Below are 17,766 nucleotides of genomic sequence, written 5' to 3'. Positions count from 1 at the left end.
GTGGTTTACAAAACTGGGGGTTACAGAGCTTGGCTACCCCAGCTATAAAATATAAACAAACACAAACAAGCACAGCCACACCACGTCTACAAAGTGCCAATACCACGCGCCAGCCTGAAATGCGAAATGGCTGTCAGGTGTCATGTGTCCTCTCAGTACACGAAGCAAAATGATGAACAAAATGATCGAGCCCAAGAACACATGCATGCCGTGGAATCCCGTCAACAGAAAGAAGGTATTCCCGTAAATGCCAGAGTCCAACCTGAGGTTCAGCTCTTGGTATGCATGCACATACTCTTCGACCTGAAGACCAAGGAATATCCAACCCAACAAGACAGTTGCCCCCAGGAACACTTTGATTTTCTGGCGGTTACCTTCTTCCATTGCCACATGCGCGATATGAAGAGTGATAGACGACGTCAAGAGAATGATGGTATTGATAAGGGGCAATCCCCATGCGCCCATCGCTGTGGTTTCAACACCACCCGGGGTTTTCTCTAACGGCCAGGTCGGAATAAAGTCAGGCCAAAGCACTTCAGCCGTCATGGCATTATTGCTATCACCACCAAGCCAAGGCACCGCAATCATACGTGCATAAAAAAGCGCACCGAAGAACGCGGCAAAGAACATCACTTCGGAGAAAATAAACCAACTCATGCCTTGCCTAAATGAGCGGTCCATTTGCGAAGAATACAAGCCACCCATCGATTCACGAATCACATCACGGAACCAACCCGTCAGCATAAAGAGCAAAATGCCGGTCCCTGCCAGCAACATCCATGGACCATTGCCACCGAAAAGGTCCGCGACGGTCGCTCCTGCCCCCATGGCAATAAAGAACAAAGCCACCGCACCAACGATGGGCCATATGCTCTGCGAAGGTACGTAGTAGCTTTCATAATCCTGTTGGGCATCTGTGTGGGTATGCGTTGTTGTCATGATGACCTCACTGCAGTTATTGAGTCACAGGCTCAGGTTTGACACTGAACAAAGTGTAGGCCAGCGTCAGAGTGTTGATATCATCTGGAATCGCCGGATCAACGTAAAACACCAAAGGCAATTCCGCGTTTTTCCCCGCTTCCAGCGGCTGTCGGTTAAAGCAAAAACATTCAATTTTATTGAGATATTGCGCGGCAAGGCCGGGGCTAACTGAAGGCACGGCCTGTCCAATAGAGTTCACTGCCGTGTTATTTTTCGCGCGATAAGCGATGGTATGCGTCTCACCGGGATGAACAGAAATACGCTTTATCTCAGGCACAAAATCCCAGCCTAAGCCGGGATTAATGTAAGAAACAAATTCGACGGTGACGGTGCGAGACGTATCAATCTGATGACTTTCCTCTGCGGCGATATCACTGGTTTTGCCATTAATCCCCGTGATATCGCAAAATACGTCATAAAGTGGCACGAGAGCAAAAGCAAAACCGAACATCAGTACCGCCATTCCCGCCAATTTAAAAGCAGAGCGATTCGAACGTTGTGACTGTGGCTTGTGACTTTCACCCATGTTCAACCTCAATCGATTTTCGGTGGCGTAGTGAAGGTGTGGTAAGGCGCAGGCGAAGGCACCGTCCATTCCAATCCTTCCGCGCCATCCCAAGGTTTCGCGGGAGCCGGATCGCCACCCCGAGCGCATTTCACCACCAGCACCAAGAAAATAAGCTGAGAGAAACCAAACAAGAACGCACCAACACTCACAATCGCATTGATGTCAGCAAATTGCAGGGCGTAATCTGGGATACGGCGCGGCATACCCGCCAGACCGAGGAAATGCATCGGGAAAAACAGAATATTGACGGAAATCAGTGAGCACCAGAAATGCCAACTCGCTAATTTCTCGTTGTACATGTGTCCTGTCCATTTCGGCAGCCAATAATAAGCCGCCGCCATGATGGAGAAGATCGCACCAGTCACCAGCACATAATGGAAATGCGCCACCACGAAATAGGTGTCGTGGTATTGGAAATCAACGGGCGTTATTGCGAGCATCAATCCGGAGAAACCCCCGATTGTAAAGAGCACAATAAAAGCAAGCGCAAACAGCATAGGTGTTTCAAACGTCATCGAACCGCGCCACATTGTGGCAACCCAGTTAAAGACTTTTACGCCTGTTGGCACCGAAATCAGCATGGTGCAATACATAAAGAAGAGTTCGGCAAAAACCGGCATCCCCGTCGTGAACATATGGTGCGCCCATACGATAAAGCTCAAGCCCGCAATGGATGCCGTCGCATACACCATGGACGCATAACCAAAGAGCTTTTTACGTGAAAACGCCGGTATGATCGCCGAAACAATACCAAAGCTCGGCAAAATCATGATGTACACCTCTGGGTGTCCAAAGAACCAGAATATGTGCTGGAACATAACGGGGTCGCCGCCGCCTGCAGCATCAAAAAACGAAGTACCGAAATACTTGTCAGTCAGCACCATGGTGACAGTCCCGGCCAAAACAGGCATCACCGCAATCAATAGGAACGCGGTAATAAACCACGTCCAAACGAACAGCGGCATTTTCATGTATGTCATGCCTGGAGCGCGCAGGTTCATGATGGTGACGATAACGTTAATCGCCCCCATGATGGAGCTGATACCCATGATATGAACGGCAAACACAAACAGTGCAGTACTGTCGGGAGAATACGTCGTGGAAAGCGGTGCATAGAAGGTCCAGCCAAAATTAGGACCGCCCCCTTCCATAAACAATGACATCAGCAGCATGAAGAACGCGAACGGCAGGATCCAAAAACTCCAGTTGTTCATACGCGGCAACGCCATGTCTGGCGCGCCAATCATCATAGGCACCATCCAATTGGCTAACCCAGTAAACGCGGGCATCACCGCACCAAACACCATAATGAGACCATGCACCGTCGTCATCTGGTTGAAGAAGTTCGGGTCGACCAGTTGAAGACCTGGCTGGAACAACTCTGCACGAACAACCAGCGCCATGGCTCCACCCACCAAAAACATGGTGAAGCTGAACACCAGATACATGGTGCCGATATCTTTATGGTTGGTTGTTAACAGCCAACGCATAAACCCTCGGGGTTTATGATCATGGTCGTGGTCATCATGACCTACCTGATCTGGCGTCATATCTGTCATTGCCATCTCTCCTTAAAGATCGTCACCATTGAGTACCGCGTTTATCTGAGCAGCCTGTACGGCATCGCCAGTGTTATTACCCCAAGCATTTCGCTCGTAAGTGATAACAGCCGCCAGTTCTTTTAAACCTAACTGCGCGCCAAAGGCCTGCATCGCTGTACCTTGCTTTCCATGAATTACAATATTGAGGTGGTCGAGAAGACGCTCAGGATCTGCCGATATGCCTTGTCCTGCCAACGCAGGGAACACTCCAGGCAACCCTAAACCATTCACCTGATGACACGCCGCGCAACGCGAGTTATAGACCTCTTCACCCAGGGTCATCAGCTCTTCTTTGTCCATGTTCATCGCCAACAGTTTTTGCTCATCTTCACGCACCTGAGCCTGAGCCGCCGCGGTTTTTTGTACCCAAGCTTCAAATTCATCAACCGGTTTGGCAATAACCACAATCGGCATAAATCCATGGTCTTTGCCGCAAAGCTCCGCACACTGCCCACGATAAATGCCGGGTTTGTCGATACGCGTCCATGCTTCGTTGATAAAGCCGGGGTTAGCATCTTTCTTCACTGCGAAATCTGGCACCCACCAAGAGTGGATCACGTCTTCTGATGTGATGAGAAAGCGCACTTTTTGGCCGATAGGCACCACCAATGGGCGATCGACTTCCAGCAGATAGTTGTCGCGTTTTGTCGCTTCGCCATCAATTTGCGCGGCAGACGTTGCTAACAGTGAAAAGAACTCAACATCATGATCGAAGTAGCGGTAATGCCACTTCCATTGCGACCCCGTGACCTGAATAGTCAGCTCTGATTCTGTTGGGTCTTCCATCTCAAGTAGCACCTGCGTAGCGGGCACCGCCATACTGATGAGAATTAGAAAGGGAATGAGCGTCCAGAGGATTTCCACTTTGGTACTTTCATGAAAATTAGCCGCAACCGCACCCTTGGATTTTCGATGATGAATGATGGCCCAAAACATGGCACCAAACACCACGACGCCAATGGCGACACAAATCCAAAGAATGGTCATATGAAGGTCATAAACCTTGGCACTAATTTCCGTCACGCCCCTCGTTAAGTTAAACGAGGACGCCTCGTTTGCTGCTTGAGCAACAAACGAAGGCAGAAGTAAAAGTGCGAGCATGGATAGACGTTGGCGATTATTCACCGGATCCCTCCTCAAAATCTCGACGCTGTATTGTGAGTCAGTAGCTGCCGAAAATAACAGAAACATTGGTTAACACTTTGTTTACAAATAAAGCTAGGCAAAGAATGGGAAAAGAACAAAAAATGAGCAGTAAAATGCGCCGAAACATGATGCCAGCCACGAATTTACGAGATAAAGACAACTGTTTCAGAAGATGAGATTTTTACGCATTTTCTCGAAGCAAAAATCTTTTCCTGTGCGCGCTAAGCCTTGTAAAAAAAAGGCAAACATGGTGACTTTAGCGCTTAATACAGAAAGAAATGTCAGGTAGGGAAAGAGAGCGGATTGGCGTCTATCATGGCTTGAAGCACATTAAACACCACAAAAAAAAGATGACACTCAGTTTTTTCACTGAAGTCATCTTTTTATACTGTTTGATAAATATAAGAACAGCTACATCCAGTCGGTATTCCGAATCACACCAACAGCAATGCCCTCAATGGTAAGGTGTTGCTGAGCCAAGTCGACAACGATCGGCGCAAACTCTTCATTTTCGGCGTGAAGCAGCACTTGATTGCCCTGGCGCTCAAGACGCTTCACCGTGACATCATCTTCCACACGCGCAACGACCACTTGGCCATTACGTACATCTTGTGTTTTATGCACGGCCAACAGATCGCCATCCATAATACCGATGTCTTTCATACTCATACCGCTTACCCGCAATAGGAAATCGGCATGCGGTTTAAACAGTGATGGGTCAACTTGATAGTGTGTTTCTACGTGTTCTTGCGCCAAAATGGGTTCACCTGCGGCCACGCGGCCAATCAAAGGGAGCCCTGCATCATCATTGGCAGCATCCGTATCGACCAACAAACGGATACCGCGTGATGCGCCAGGTACGATTTCAAGCACGCCTTTACGCGCCAACGCTTTCAAGTGCTCTTCCGCAGCATTCGCTGAACGGAACCCCAGTTCTTTCGCGATCTCGGCACGCGTTGGTGGCATACCGTTTTCGTCGATTTTTGCTTTGATTAGATCAAAAACTTGCTGCTGTCTCGCGGTTAACGGCTTCATAATCAGACCTGTTTTTTTATACAGTTAACTGTGAGTATATCCAGTGTTTAACCACTTGAAAAGGCACAGATCGATTCGAAGGCCTAACAAGCCGTATACAGTTCACACTTTTCGCTTTACATTTGATTAGCGCACTCTTGGAAATCTTCTCTTAACCGTGTGGAATACTGTCATTTCGCTGCAAGTTCGGAGACGTTTTCTGCTAGACTTGCCACGCACAAAATATAAGAGGCCGCGATCAGATGTCTGCTTGCCAATCGATTTATCATAAATTGTTGAATTTACTCCTGTCGATACTGGTGAAAACCATCAGTATTCCGTCAGATCCCGTTGGCCAGTTAGGTTTTGACCTTAACCGCCCAATCGTATACGTACTACCATTTCGCTCTCATTCCGATCTGCTGACACTCCGTAACAGTTGTTTACAGCAAGGATTACCTGATCCACTCGATCCGCTTGAGCTAGGTGGGAAATCACTGCCACGTTATGTGTTCATTTCGCAAGGAAAGCGAATGTTCAATAACAGCGATCCGGTTCCTTTCGATTCAATTGAAGTGTTCACTGACTTGCTGGAACTTCATAAGCGTGATTCGGAGTTAGATATTCAACTCGTGCCCGCATCTGTGGTTTGGAACCGCGATCCCGGCAACGAGTCTCGCCCAGCAATGCCTGCTTTGACCGCGATGAATGGTGTTCAAAAGTGTTTCACCATCCTGACGCTAGGCCGTGACAGCATGGTTCGCTTCAGCAACGCCGTATCGCTACGTTATATGGCGGACAAACATGGCACAGACACGTCGATCGCGAATAAGCTGGCACGTGTGGCGAAGATTCACTTTTCTCGTCAAAAAATGGCCGCGTCAGGTCCTGGTCTGCCGAACCGTCAGGCCTTGTTCAAACGACTGCTTGCATCTAAAGCCATCGATAAAGTGGTACAGGAAGAAGCCGAAAGCCGCGACGTACCCGTAGAGAAAGTACGTAAAGAAGCCATCGATATGATGGAAGAGATCGCTGCGGACTTTTCACCGAGCCTCATCCGCTATGGCGATCGCGTCATGACGTGGCTTTGGAACAAACTGTATCAAGGCATTAATATCAATAACTCTGAGCGCGTGCGTAAATTGGCACAAGACGGTCACGAGATTGTATATGTACCTTGCCACCGCTCACACATGGATTACCTGCTGCTTTCATACGTACTGTACAAAGAAGGCTTAGTACCACCGCATATAGCTGCGGGTGTGAACTTGAACTTTTTCCCTGCGGGTCCGATTTTCCGACGTGGCGGCGCGTTTTTCCTTCGCCGCACGTTTAAAGGTAACCGTCTATACTCCACCGTTTTTCGTGAGTATCTGGCCGAATTGTTCGCGAAAGGTTATTCCGTTGAATACTTCTCCGAAGGGGGACGCTCTCGTACAGGCCGCTTGCTACCCGCAAAAACCGGCATGTTGGCGATGACCATTCAAGCGATGCTGCGTGGGCTGAAACGTCCTGTTACCTTGGTGCCGGTTTATATCGGTTACGAACACGTGATGGAAGTCAGCACGTACGCGAAAGAGCTGCAAGGTGAACGTAAAGAAAAGGAAAATTTCGGTCAGGTATTGGGCATTGTTCGTAAGCTTCGCAACTACGGTAAAGGCTACGTGAACTTTGGTGAGCCAATTCCGGTGAACCACTTCCTGAATGAGAAAGCGCCTACTTGGCATCAGGACATCGATCCCATCGAGCCTCAGCGTCCAAACTGGTTAAATCCAGTGGTGAATGAGCTGGCCGATCGAATGATGAGTAAAATCAATGACGCGGCAGCCGCTAACGCTCTCACGCTTTGTGCCACTGCTTTGCTTGCCTCACGCCAACGTGCATTGAGCCGAGAAGCATTGGAAGAGCAACTCACCATCTATTTAGAATTGCTACGTACTGTACCGTATTCATCCACCAGTACAGTGCCGGACGATTCAGCGAAGGATTTGGTTGAGCATGCCATTAGCCTGAACAAGTTCGTGGTAGAGAAAGATTCGTTGGGCGATGTGGTTTCACTGGATCGTCAACAAGCCATCTTTATGACCTATTACCGCAACAACATCATTCATTTGTTTGCCATTCCTTCTCTGGTGGCGCAAATGTTGGTGTTTAAAAATAGCGTGAGTCGCAAAGATCTCAACAGCACCGTGAAGCAGCTTTATCCGCTACTTAAAGCCGAGCTTTATATGGGCTTTGACGAAGCTGCACTGGAAAGCTATCTGGATGCAGTTGTGGTTGAACTGAATCGCCAACAATTACTCACGGTTGAGGGTGATATGCTACAGCGTAATCCAGCGAAGCTGACACAGCTTCAGTTGCTGGGCCGCACTATTGCTGAAACCCTGCAGCGCTATGCGATCACGCTGACGCTGTTCTGCCACGAGCCAGATGTATCACGTTCTGATCTGGAGCGACAAAGCCAGATGATGGCACAGCGCCTAAGTCGACTACACGGTATCAATGCACCAGAATTTTTCGACAAAGGTGTTTTCAGTACACTGGTGACATCACTGCGCGAAGAAGGTTATTTGAATGATGACGAGCACGCGAGGACGGAACAAATGGAGGCGCTGCTTGAAAGCATCTTCGGTCTCATCTCGCCCGAAGTGCAACTCACGATTCAGGCCATACTGAACCAATCTGCAGAATAAAAAAATCCCTCGCCTCGGCGGGGGATTTTTTTATATGGCAATGATAATTCTACTTAAACCATCACAGCCAACGCAATACCGACAAACACCAACATGCCGACATAGTTATTATTTAGAAACGCTTTAAAGCACGCATCACGCTCTCGCGTTTTACACAGCCATTGTTGATAAACAAACAAGGCCGACGCTGCCAACAGGAACCAGTAATAAACAGTGGCCAACTCACTCAAGTAGCCAACGAGGAGCAGCAGTAATAACGTCACCAGTTGCAACATACCGACGGCGGCTTTATCAAATTTTCCAAATAAAATGGCGGAGGATTTAATACCAATTTTCAGGTCGTCATCTCTGTCGACCATGGCATATAAGGTGTCATATGCCACTGTCCATGCCACATTGGCGAGAAACAGCATCCACGCAACAGGCGGAAGCACACCCGCTTGCGCCGCATACGCCATTGGGATCGCGCAACTGAACGCCATACCGAGCACCAACTGCGGCATGTGCGTAAAGCGTTTCATGAATGGGTACACACAAGCAAGGATAGCCGCGACCACGGACAATTGAATCGTCAGTCTGTCTAATGTCAGCACCAGCAAAAACGCCCCAAAAATAAGCATTCCAAAGAGGGCCAGCGCTTCTTTGGCCGTTATCATGCCTGACGGTAATGGACGCGCTTTGGTGCGTTTTACATGACCATCAAAATTGCGGTCAGCATAGTCGTTGATCACACACCCTGCGGCACGCATCATCACCACACCCAAAATGAAGACCATCAGTACATGCGGGTTTGGCATACCGTCTGCAGCAAGAAACAAAGCCCACAGCGTCGGCCACAGCAGCAACAAACTGCCGATCGGCCTGTCCATACGCGTCAATTGCCAAAATGCTCTCGCTTTGGCCACATCCATTCAGCCTTCCTCCTGATAAATCGGCGCATGAGGCAAAAATAGCTCAGAGACCAGCATAGGCTTATCGTTCACCCACAACCGTGAGCGACGCGCCAATAATTCTTGTCCATCAACAAAAAGGGTTGAAACTTCAATCGCATCACGCCGTGCGTTTGCTTGATTAAACACGCGCTGTCCCAGCGGAATGGCCCCCAAATCTGCGATATCTTTCTCTTGTTCAGTGAGCGTTGATTTAGGCACCAATGTACGTGCGCATAGCCAAGATTGCTCATCGCCAGACAGCACGACTTCTCGAACTAAGCATGCTTCGTCACCCAACAATGCACGCTCATCTTCTGACAGTGTGTTTTTCTTAATTTCGTATAAACCAATTACTTCAACAGTCAGCGTTTCACAACACGCTTTCAAGCGTTCTGTCATCGAATGGCGTTCAAGTAACCATTCACCAACCTTCGTTGTTTCTAGCTGTTGCCAATCAGGGGCCTCCCAGTTTGCCCCCATCAGAGCTGATACATGTAATCGCTTGAAATTTGACATTTTATCCTGAGCCAAAGAGCAAAAAAAACATAAAACTTTCGCCGAATCGGCCAATAGTGATTAGTATTAATAGTGCGCTATTGTACACAGCTGTGCTCACTCACGCGCAGCTAAACTACCATAAGAGATTCATTAAATCCGGGGTTTGGCAAAAACCATGAAAAAAAACATTACCGCCATTTTCACCTTAATAATGACACTGTTAGTTTCCCTGCCTGCTTCAGCGACAGAAGAGCAGGCCCCAGCTTTCAGTTATTTTACGCTAGAGCCTGAAATCACAACCAATTTTATTACAGACGGACGCAAGCTTGGATTTATCAATGTGCGAGTGGATCTGATGGTTGACGATGCTTCGTTGATCCAACAGCTCGAATATCACCAGCCGCTGATTCGCGATGCCATCATTGAGGTGTTAAGCCAGGAAAATGAAATCAGGGTAAAATCACTCGCAGGCCGAGAAGCAATTCGCAAAGCTTGTTTGGAAAAGGTCAACGAGATGCTGCTAGCAGAGACCAAACAAAAAGTCTTAGCCGATCTGCTGTTTACCAAGTACCTTTATCAATAGCTGATACCGTGAGATAAAAAGGCGCAGAATGATGCGCCTTTTTGCGTTGCTGTTATTTCGTATTCTCTGTCATTGGCTTTTTTCGCTGACCGTATTTTTCTGCGCAAGATAATCCGTCACCTCAGATTGTTCGTCTGCCGATAAATACAGTCCCAACTTGGTCCGACGCCACAGTATGTCTTCTGCGGTTTGCGCATACTCAGCCGTTGTCAGGTAGTCTATTTCTCGTTGTGACAAACTGACGCCAAACCGCTTTCCTAAATCCGCCTCTTCAACTACATCGCCAAGCCAAACCCAAGCGCGGTTCCCGTACGTAGTTGCCAGCCGATTAACCATAAAATCGTCCATCCATGGAAACTGAATATGGAGAGCGTGCGCTACATCCTTATAAGAGGAGATGTCCTCCCCTCCCGGCAATGCCTGGGTTGCCGTCCACGCCTCTCCGCAGTCAGGGAAAAAAGGCGCTAACTGACTCACTGCCGCTTGCGCGAGCTTACGATACGTCGTGAGTTTTCCCCCAAAAACAGACAGGAGTGGTGCGCTGTCGGCTTCAGCATCAAGCACCAAGGTATAATCACGCGTAATTGCTTGCGGCGAGCTGGATTCATCGTCGCACAATGGGCGAACGCCGCTGAAAGTCCATACGATATCGTCTTTGTTCAACGGCTTTTTAAAGTGTTGGTTATACACATCAAGTACATACGCAATTTCTTTATCTTCAATGTCTACCTTCCTTGGATCACCATGAAACTCTACATCCGTGGTACCAATAACAGAAAAACGGTCGAGGTAGGGAAGCACAAAGACTATGCGCCCATCTTCATTTTGAAGAATGTAAGCTGATGATTCCTCGTGGACACGAGGAACAACGATATGGCTGCCTTTAATAAGACGAATATTACGGGGCGACATTTCAGACGTGTTTTCGTCAAAGAAGTGCTTCACCCAAGGTCCCGCCGCATTCACTAACGCCTTACCTTTACGGGTGAACCGTGTTTGCGTTTGCTCATCAAACACATCAATTTCCCACAGCCCATCGGTACGCTCAGCCCTAACAACCTTACAGCGGTTTCGCACTTCCGCACCGCGTTCTGCCGCATCCATTACATTCAAAATGACTAAACGCGCATCATCAACCCAGCAATCTGAGTATTCGAACCCTGTTTTGATTTCCGGTTTAAGGACAGAAGCTTCGTCAAACCGTATGCCCTTGCTTGCTGGCAGCGTTGTCCGGGTACTGAGATGATCATACAGAAACAAGCCTGCGCGTATCATCCAAGCAGGGCGGAGATGAGGGCGATGAGGCAGGCGAAATCGCATTGGCTTTACAAGAAAGGGGGCTTTTCGCAGCAAAACCTCGCGCTCAGCTAACGCCTCTCTCACTAAACGAAACTCATAATGCTCTAAATAACGCAGCCCGCCGTGAATGAGTTTGGAGCTTGCTGACGAGGTCGCTGACGCAAAATCTGCCGCATCATACAAACCCACCGTCAAGCCTCGTCCTGCCGCATCAGCTGCAATCCCTGCACCATTGATACCGCCACCGACAACCAGCACGTCAAACACATCGTTACTCATTCCAAACCTCCATCATCCATTCCATTTATTACGAACAGCACGGGCAATCAAGAAAATGCTCATACGAGCATTATTACTTTCGTTTACGAACAGTCTAGTGCAAAAAACGGACAGTTAACATGGTGGAATGATGAAAATTTATCCATTATAAGAACAAAAAAACCGCCATCGGCGGTTTAGAATTCTCAGGTGGTTGCTTTACTTACGAAATGATTTCTATATGCGTCCCAGCGTCAGCAAGCCTTTTCTCAATATCAGACGGCAAAGGCGCATTGGAAAAGAGCATATCCACTTGCGACACATCTCCTACATTGACCATGGCATTGCGCCCAAACTTGGTGTGATCAACCGCCAACATCACCAATCGGCTGTTCTCCATGATGGCCTGTTTTACTCGCACTTCATGGTAATCAAAATCAAGCAGTCCACCTTGCAGGTCGATGCCACTGATCCCGAGAATGCCAAAATCTAAACGAAACTGAGAAATAAAGTCCACGGTCGCCTCCCCCATGATGCCACCATCTCGGTTGCGCACTTCCCCTCCGGCCATGATGATACGAAAGTCCTCTTTCGCCATCAGAATGCTAGCGGCATTTAGATTGTTGGTGACGATGCGTAAATCCTGGTGATTAAGTAACGCTCTGGCGACAGCTTCAGGTGTAGTGCCGATATCAATAAACAAAGTTGCGCCGTCGGGAATATGTGCAGCAAGTGCTTGTGCAAGACGGTTCTTTTCTTCTTGCTGCATGATCTTACGTGTATCGTAAGCGGCATTGACAGAACTTGATGGCAGGGTAGCACCACCATGCTGGCGTCGGATTTGATTATCAGCGGCCAATTCATTAAGGTCACGCCGAATCGTTTGCGGGCTGACATCAAAATGCAGCACCAGATCGTCAGTACTGACGTATCCCTTACTACGTACGAGATCGAGTATTTCCTGATGTCGTTTAGTCTGTTTCACTGCGTCCTTGGCTCCAATGCGTAAGCTCCAGTATAAAAAAACGCCCCAGTCGGGACGTTTTTAGTGTAAATGCCTAGCGCATTAAAGCCAATGATTGGCCTGTGAACGCCGGAGCGCATCACATTAAGAATGCCTCGCCGCCCGTGAAAACTTGGCATCAAAGACACCAATTGCACAACCTGACAACAGCCCAAATAAGTGGGCCATGTTAGCGATCGCCATACCAAAGGGTTCAAAGAAACCCACCGCCAGCCACAACAACATAAAGCCAACATAAGCAGTTTCTATCGACAATCCGCGCTGAGGCGCTAATGCCCCCATCAACCAGAGGTAACCAAGCAAGGCATACACAACACCCGACATGCCTCCAAACGCTGGTCCTTCAAACGCATATTGCCCTAAACCGGAGAACAGAGACGTCAGCAAGAAGAGCTGTACCAATTTAGCACTGCCGCATTGCTTCTCTATTTTTCCCCCCAGCACCCACCACCACAACAAGTTAAACACTATGTGCATGGCTGAAAAATGCAGAAGCGCATGTGTAAACAGTCGCCAGATCTGCCATTGCTGTTCTTCCGTTGCGGGAAAGTGAAGCAAGGAAAAGACATCGTTGCCAAAGCCAAGCATTAGCCCTGCATAAGCGACGATACAAACGACCATGATCGATAAAGTAAATGGGCCGGAATTTTGTTTGAGAGACGTTAGCAAGCCTTGTCGAGGGTAGTAGAAACGCGCCGTCCGGCTTTCTGCCATATCCCAAGAAGCAGATTGATATTTACGCGCCGTCGGATTATTGAGAAAAGCATGAAGTTCAGACTCCGCCTCCACTTGATGTTCTGCATCAACCAACCAAAGTGCAAACGTACCTTCTCCCTCCGGCATCATCTGAATTTCAATGCTCCGTGACGCCATGTAATCAATAAATGCCTGCCCCGCTCTGGGGTTGGGTATCGCAATCAGCCGTATCATGGTACCTCTGAATTAAAGAGTGCCCGACTCGACAGGAAGTGTTTGTCGATGCCAAGCTTCAAAACCGCCATCTACACTGTACACCTGCTCGAAGCCTTGGTTAATTAAATATTGTGCCGCACCTTGGCTGCTGACACCGTGATAACACATCACCAATATCGGCTGCTCGTAATCAATCTCTTGCGTAAACTGCACAATTGAATCATTTGTGAGGTGAAACGCGCCCTGTGGATGAGATTGCTGAAAAGACTGAGGATCCCGAATATCCACCAAAATCGCATCCTGATCTTTATTTTGAAGAAGCTGCCAAGCGTCATTTACTGAGATATGCGCAAATTGTTCCATAGGTTATTCCCGTCCCTCAACGATAAATGGGTGCCTCCAACTTTTCGGCTACACCGCAAAACTGCCCGAAAAACTGCATTGTACCTGAGATTCGCCCCACGAACTCCATCGTGATAGTAAGTGTTTTGTACACTTTTAAACCACCTGTGGAAAAGTCTGTGGATTGCGTTGATAAGGTAGGATCAGCAATTTGGATCTACAACATCTTGTGTTGATCATAATAAAACTGTGGACAACTGATCTCAGCCCAATCAGCACAAGGGTTTTGAGGGTACAAAAAAACCGACAATATGTCGGTTTTTACGATCTTAGCAAGACAGCGATCACAGTACGTCGCCAACAGCCTCTTTCAGCTTACGCATCGCATTCTTTTCTAATTGTCGAATACGCTCAGCGGATACTTGATAGTGATCTGCCAATTCTTGCAACGTTGCTTTGTTGTCATCATCCAACCAGCGCGAACGTATAATGTGCTGGCTTCGCTCATCTAACCCAGACATGGCTGATGCCAATCGGTGATTAGCGTGATTTTCCCAGTTTTCTGATTCTAGGTTGTTGGCAACATCTGAACTTTTATCTTCCAGATAGAACACAGGGGCAACAGGGCCGTCACGGTCTTCATCATCTGCGCCGGCATCAAAACCTGCATCCTGTGCAGCAAGACGGGATTCCATCTCACGGACTTCAGATGCATCAACCCCCAGTTGCTCAGCAACCATGTTAACTTCTTCAGCATTAAACCAGCCAAGACGCTTTTTAGATTTGCGTAGGTTGAAGAACAACTTACGCTGCGCTTTGGTGGTCGCCACTTTCACGATACGCCAGTTACGCAATACGTATTCGTGAATTTCAGCTTTGATCCAGTGAACAGCAAAAGATACAAGACGCACACCCACTTCTGGGTTGAAGCGTTTTACGGCCTTCATCAGGCCAATATTACCTTCCTGCACGAGATCAGAAACAGGCAATCCATAACCGGAATAACCACGGGCGATATGAACAACAAATCGCAGATGAGACAGGATCAGGCTTTTCGCCGATTCCAGATCTCCATCATAATGAAGACGTTCTGCCAGCTCACGCTCCTCATCAGCAGACAGCATCGGGTAGGTATTAACCTGACGTAGATAACTATCAAGACTGTCTTGAGAGATCGGGGCTAGTGCATACATCTCTGTTGTCATTTTCACCTCTTTTCGATTAACTCGACTTTGTGAGCTGTAGTCAGCCTACGCAATACTCTACTCAAGATTAAAAAAACTGCAAGCCTGAGCACAAAATCACCATTTCTGAGACATTGAACTATGAAACAGGTTCAATTTCTTTCAGGTGTTTTCCTGCAGCTAGACGCGCTGCAAGCAATCCGATAAGGCCTGTAACCAACAGAAGAAGAAATGTTTCATCCACACCCAGTCCCGAAAGTCGAAATGCACTGCTATATAATGTAGCCAACTTTTCGACTGCCGCATCAAGCAATAGCGCATTCACTTGCACAACAATCCACGCAACAACAGCCCCCGCCAACGCTAACCACACACCCGTATAGATATAAGGACGCAAGATGTAGCTGTCTGTGGCACCGACAAGCTTCATGACTTGGATTTCTTCTTTTTGGTTCAAAACCTGCAGGCGCAATGTATTGCCGATGATCAGGAAGACAGCCATTAGCATCAGACCGGAAAACACCGTCGTTAATGTCAAAACCAAACTTTCAATCGCCGCCAGACGTTGCAACCAATCACTGTCCAAACGTACTTCATCAATGTTGGTATTGGTTCGCAGTTTTGAGGCCAATGCTGTTGCTGAAGCAGCATCCTCGGCACGCGGGGTAATCACCACGACCGACGGAAGCGGGTTGTCATCCAGCAAACTCACTGCGGCATCAAAACCTTGAATTTGGCGAAGCTGCTGCAAACCCTCGTCAGGAGAGATATAGGTTGCGCTTGCCACATCTGGCCATTCGCCAATTTCATCCGAAAATGCCTGAGCACGTTCATCTTGCATTGGCTGCAAATACACTGTGATTTGGTTCGGGGCCTGCCACTGTTCAGTAACCGCAACAATATTTTTCGCCAGCATAAAGAGCGTCGCAGGCAATGCCAACGAAAATGCCAGCGCTAATACGGTCAACATGTTACCCAGAGGCCGCGCTAATAGATCACGCAGAGCCTGACCGCCTTGCTGCTTGTGCAATGTAAGAAAGTTAGCCACGTGCCACCTCCGACAAATGGCCCTGATTCAAGTCAAATCGACGCATGTCGTATTTACTCAGCAGCGAGGTATCGTGGGTAGCCATCAAGACCGTTACACCCACTTGATTAAACTGGCGGAACAATTCCATGATCTGCTGAGACAAAGCAGCATCTAGGTTGCCGGTAGGCTCATCCGCGATCAGCAATTGAGGGCGATTCACCACAGCACGGGCAATGCCTACACGCTGTTGTTCACCACCAGATAACTGCATGGGCAAACAGTTAACTTTATCTAACAGACCTACTTTATCCAAAGCCGCAGAGACACGTTTTTTAATATCGGTTTCATTCGTCTGTTCTATACGCAGTGGCAAAGCCACATTGTCGAATACTGAGCGATCCATCAAAAGCTTATGATCTTGAAAGATGATTCCGATGTGTCGACGCAAAAAAGGAATGTCCTTGCGATCAATGCGCGAGATATCGTGGCCATTGAACAGAATTTTTCCGTCGCTCGGCCGCTCAATTGCGCACAATAATTTCAGCAGGGTACTTTTGCCCGCACCTGAATGGCCGGTGAGAAATGCCATGTCCCCTTTGGGTAAGTGGAAATTCACTTTCTGTAACGCTTGATGCCCACCACGGTAGGCCTTACTCACCTGCTGAAATTGGATCACGCTTATCAGTCCTCTTGGCTAAACAGAGCTTCGATAAAATCTTCTGCGTCGAACGGTCTCAAATCATCAATGCCTTCACCAACACCGATGTAACGAATAGGAATACCGAACTGATCTGCTACCGCGAAAATTACCCCACCTTTTGCTGTACCATCCAGCTTGGTCAGGGTGATACCTGATAACGGCGCAATGTCATTAAACAGACGCGCTTGGCTAATCGCATTCTGCCCCGTTCCTGCATCAATGGTGAGCATGATTTCATGTGGCGCATTTTCGTCGAGCTTTTTCATTACTCGAACAATTTTCTTAAGCTCTTCCATTAGGTTAGCTTTGTTTTGTAGACGTCCTGCCGTATCAGCAATCACCACGTCCACATTACGTGCTTTTGCAGCTTCAATCGCGTCATAGATCACTGAAGCACTGTCTGCGCCAGTGTGCTGTGCAATCACAGGAACATTGTTACGATCACCCCACACTTGCAGCTGTTCGACTGCTGCTGCACGGAAAGTGTCACCTGCAGCCAACATGACAGACTTACCTTGTTGCTGGAATTGCTTAGCAAGCTTACCGATGGTGGTGGTTTTACCCACGCCGTTTACGCCAACCATCAAGATCACAAAAGGACCGTTTTCTGATTTCACGTCTAACGGCTGATCCACTTTGCTCAGGATCTCTGCCATTTCTTGTTTAAGCAGTCCAAACAGGGCTTCGCCGTCTTTTAGATCTTTGCGTGACGCTTTGTCGGTTAGGCTATCGATGATTTTGGTAGTGGTATCCATACCAACGTCAGCAATAAGTAACTGCTCTTCCAGCTCTTCAAAGAGCTCATCATCAATTTTTTTGCCGCTAAACAGACCAAAGAAACCGGCACCAAAGTTGGCTTTGGTTTTTTGTAGACCGCGTTTTAGGCGAGCAAAGAAACCTTCACGCTTTGGTTTTTCTTGTTCAGCTTGCGCCGTCGCTTGTTCTTCCGCAGCAGCTTTCGCTTCGGCTTCAGCAGCCAAACGGGCTTGTTCTTCCGCGGC

The 17,766-nt window shown here is 48.1% G+C and carries 17 protein-coding genes; 2 read left to right on the top strand and 15 right to left on the bottom strand.

The features are described 5' to 3' along the window. Positions 1–42: 42 nt before the first annotated feature. The 5 genes from B5D35_RS08185 to lexA form a co-directional block, all read right to left on the bottom strand. Positions 43–939, bottom strand: coding sequence for a cytochrome c oxidase subunit 3 (locus B5D35_RS08185; protein WP_078752096.1), 897 nt, complete (start codon positions 937–939; stop codon positions 43–45). 16 nt (positions 940–955) lie between these two features. Then, on the bottom strand, positions 956–1,507 hold the full coding sequence (locus B5D35_RS08180; RefSeq protein ID WP_078752095.1) for a cytochrome c oxidase assembly protein: 552 nt from the start codon (positions 1,505–1,507) through the stop codon (positions 956–958). Between the two features lie 8 nt (positions 1,508–1,515). After that, entirely contained in the window at positions 1,516–3,108 is a 1,593-nt protein-coding gene (gene ctaD / locus B5D35_RS08175; protein WP_078752094.1) for a cytochrome c oxidase subunit I, read from the bottom strand. A gap of 12 nt (positions 3,109–3,120) precedes the next feature. After that, entirely contained in the window at positions 3,121–4,275 is a 1,155-nt protein-coding gene (gene coxB / locus B5D35_RS08170; RefSeq protein ID WP_101210082.1) for a cytochrome c oxidase subunit II, read from the bottom strand. Between the two features lie 432 nt (positions 4,276–4,707). Next, positions 4,708–5,331, bottom strand: coding sequence for a transcriptional repressor LexA (gene lexA / locus B5D35_RS08165; protein WP_078752092.1), 624 nt, complete (start codon positions 5,329–5,331; stop codon positions 4,708–4,710). Between the two features lie 242 nt (positions 5,332–5,573). Between lexA and plsB the strand changes: the two genes are divergently transcribed. Beyond that, complete coding sequence (plsB, locus tag B5D35_RS08160; protein ID WP_078752091.1) at positions 5,574–8,003, top strand: glycerol-3-phosphate 1-O-acyltransferase PlsB; 2,430 nt, start codon at positions 5,574–5,576, stop codon at positions 8,001–8,003. A gap of 53 nt (positions 8,004–8,056) precedes the next feature. Here the strand turns inward: plsB and ubiA are convergent, their stop codons facing one another. Then, complete coding sequence (gene ubiA / locus B5D35_RS08155; protein WP_078752090.1) at positions 8,057–8,914, bottom strand: 4-hydroxybenzoate octaprenyltransferase; 858 nt, start codon at positions 8,912–8,914, stop codon at positions 8,057–8,059. Further along, positions 8,915–9,451 (bottom strand): chorismate--pyruvate lyase family protein, encoded by a 537-nt coding sequence (locus B5D35_RS08150; RefSeq protein WP_078752089.1) that lies wholly within the window; start codon positions 9,449–9,451, stop codon positions 8,915–8,917. A 157-nt stretch (positions 9,452–9,608) separates the two neighbouring features. Between B5D35_RS08150 and B5D35_RS08145 the strand changes: the two genes are divergently transcribed. Further along, entirely contained in the window at positions 9,609–10,016 is a 408-nt protein-coding gene (locus B5D35_RS08145; RefSeq protein WP_078752088.1) for a flagellar basal body-associated protein FliL, read from the top strand. Between the two features lie 69 nt (positions 10,017–10,085). On the opposite strand, the gene glpD is transcribed toward B5D35_RS08145, so the two are convergent. The 8 genes from glpD to ftsY form a co-directional block, all read right to left on the bottom strand. After that, a complete protein-coding gene (glpD, locus tag B5D35_RS08140; protein WP_078752087.1) occupies positions 10,086–11,594 on the bottom strand; it encodes a glycerol-3-phosphate dehydrogenase in 1,509 nt (502 codons plus the stop codon). Positions 11,595–11,796: 202 nt separating this feature from the next. Further along, a complete protein-coding gene (locus B5D35_RS08135) occupies positions 11,797–12,558 on the bottom strand; it encodes a DeoR/GlpR family transcriptional regulator (RefSeq protein WP_078752086.1) in 762 nt (253 codons plus the stop codon). A 123-nt stretch (positions 12,559–12,681) separates the two neighbouring features. After that, complete coding sequence (glpG, locus tag B5D35_RS08130) at positions 12,682–13,527, bottom strand: rhomboid family intramembrane serine protease GlpG (RefSeq protein ID WP_078752085.1); 846 nt, start codon at positions 13,525–13,527, stop codon at positions 12,682–12,684. 12 nt (positions 13,528–13,539) lie between these two features. Further along, complete coding sequence (gene glpE / locus B5D35_RS08125) at positions 13,540–13,872, bottom strand: thiosulfate sulfurtransferase GlpE (RefSeq protein WP_078752084.1); 333 nt, start codon at positions 13,870–13,872, stop codon at positions 13,540–13,542. 323 nt (positions 13,873–14,195) lie between these two features. Continuing rightward, complete coding sequence (gene rpoH, locus B5D35_RS08120; protein WP_078752083.1) at positions 14,196–15,056, bottom strand: RNA polymerase sigma factor RpoH; 861 nt, start codon at positions 15,054–15,056, stop codon at positions 14,196–14,198. Between the two features lie 118 nt (positions 15,057–15,174). Next, positions 15,175–16,083 (bottom strand): permease-like cell division protein FtsX, encoded by a 909-nt coding sequence (ftsX, locus tag B5D35_RS08115; RefSeq protein ID WP_078752082.1) that lies wholly within the window; start codon positions 16,081–16,083, stop codon positions 15,175–15,177. Beyond that, positions 16,076–16,741: a cell division ATP-binding protein FtsE gene (gene ftsE, locus B5D35_RS08110; protein WP_078752081.1), complete on the bottom strand. Its 666-nt coding sequence runs from the start codon at positions 16,739–16,741 to the stop codon at positions 16,076–16,078. Before ftsE ends, ftsX begins: the two co-directional genes overlap by 8 nt. A 5-nt stretch (positions 16,742–16,746) precedes the next feature. Beyond that, positions 16,747–17,766 (bottom strand): signal recognition particle-docking protein FtsY (gene ftsY, locus B5D35_RS08105; RefSeq protein WP_078752147.1); only part of this gene is annotated, 1,020 nt, incomplete at its 5' end.

The organism is Enterovibrio nigricans DSM 22720, assembly GCF_900167155.1.
GTDB lineage: Bacteria > Pseudomonadota > Gammaproteobacteria > Enterobacterales > Vibrionaceae > Enterovibrio > Enterovibrio nigricans.
The sequence above is the reverse complement of the archived record's forward strand: the minus strand, read 5'-3'. Positions and strand labels throughout refer to the sequence as shown.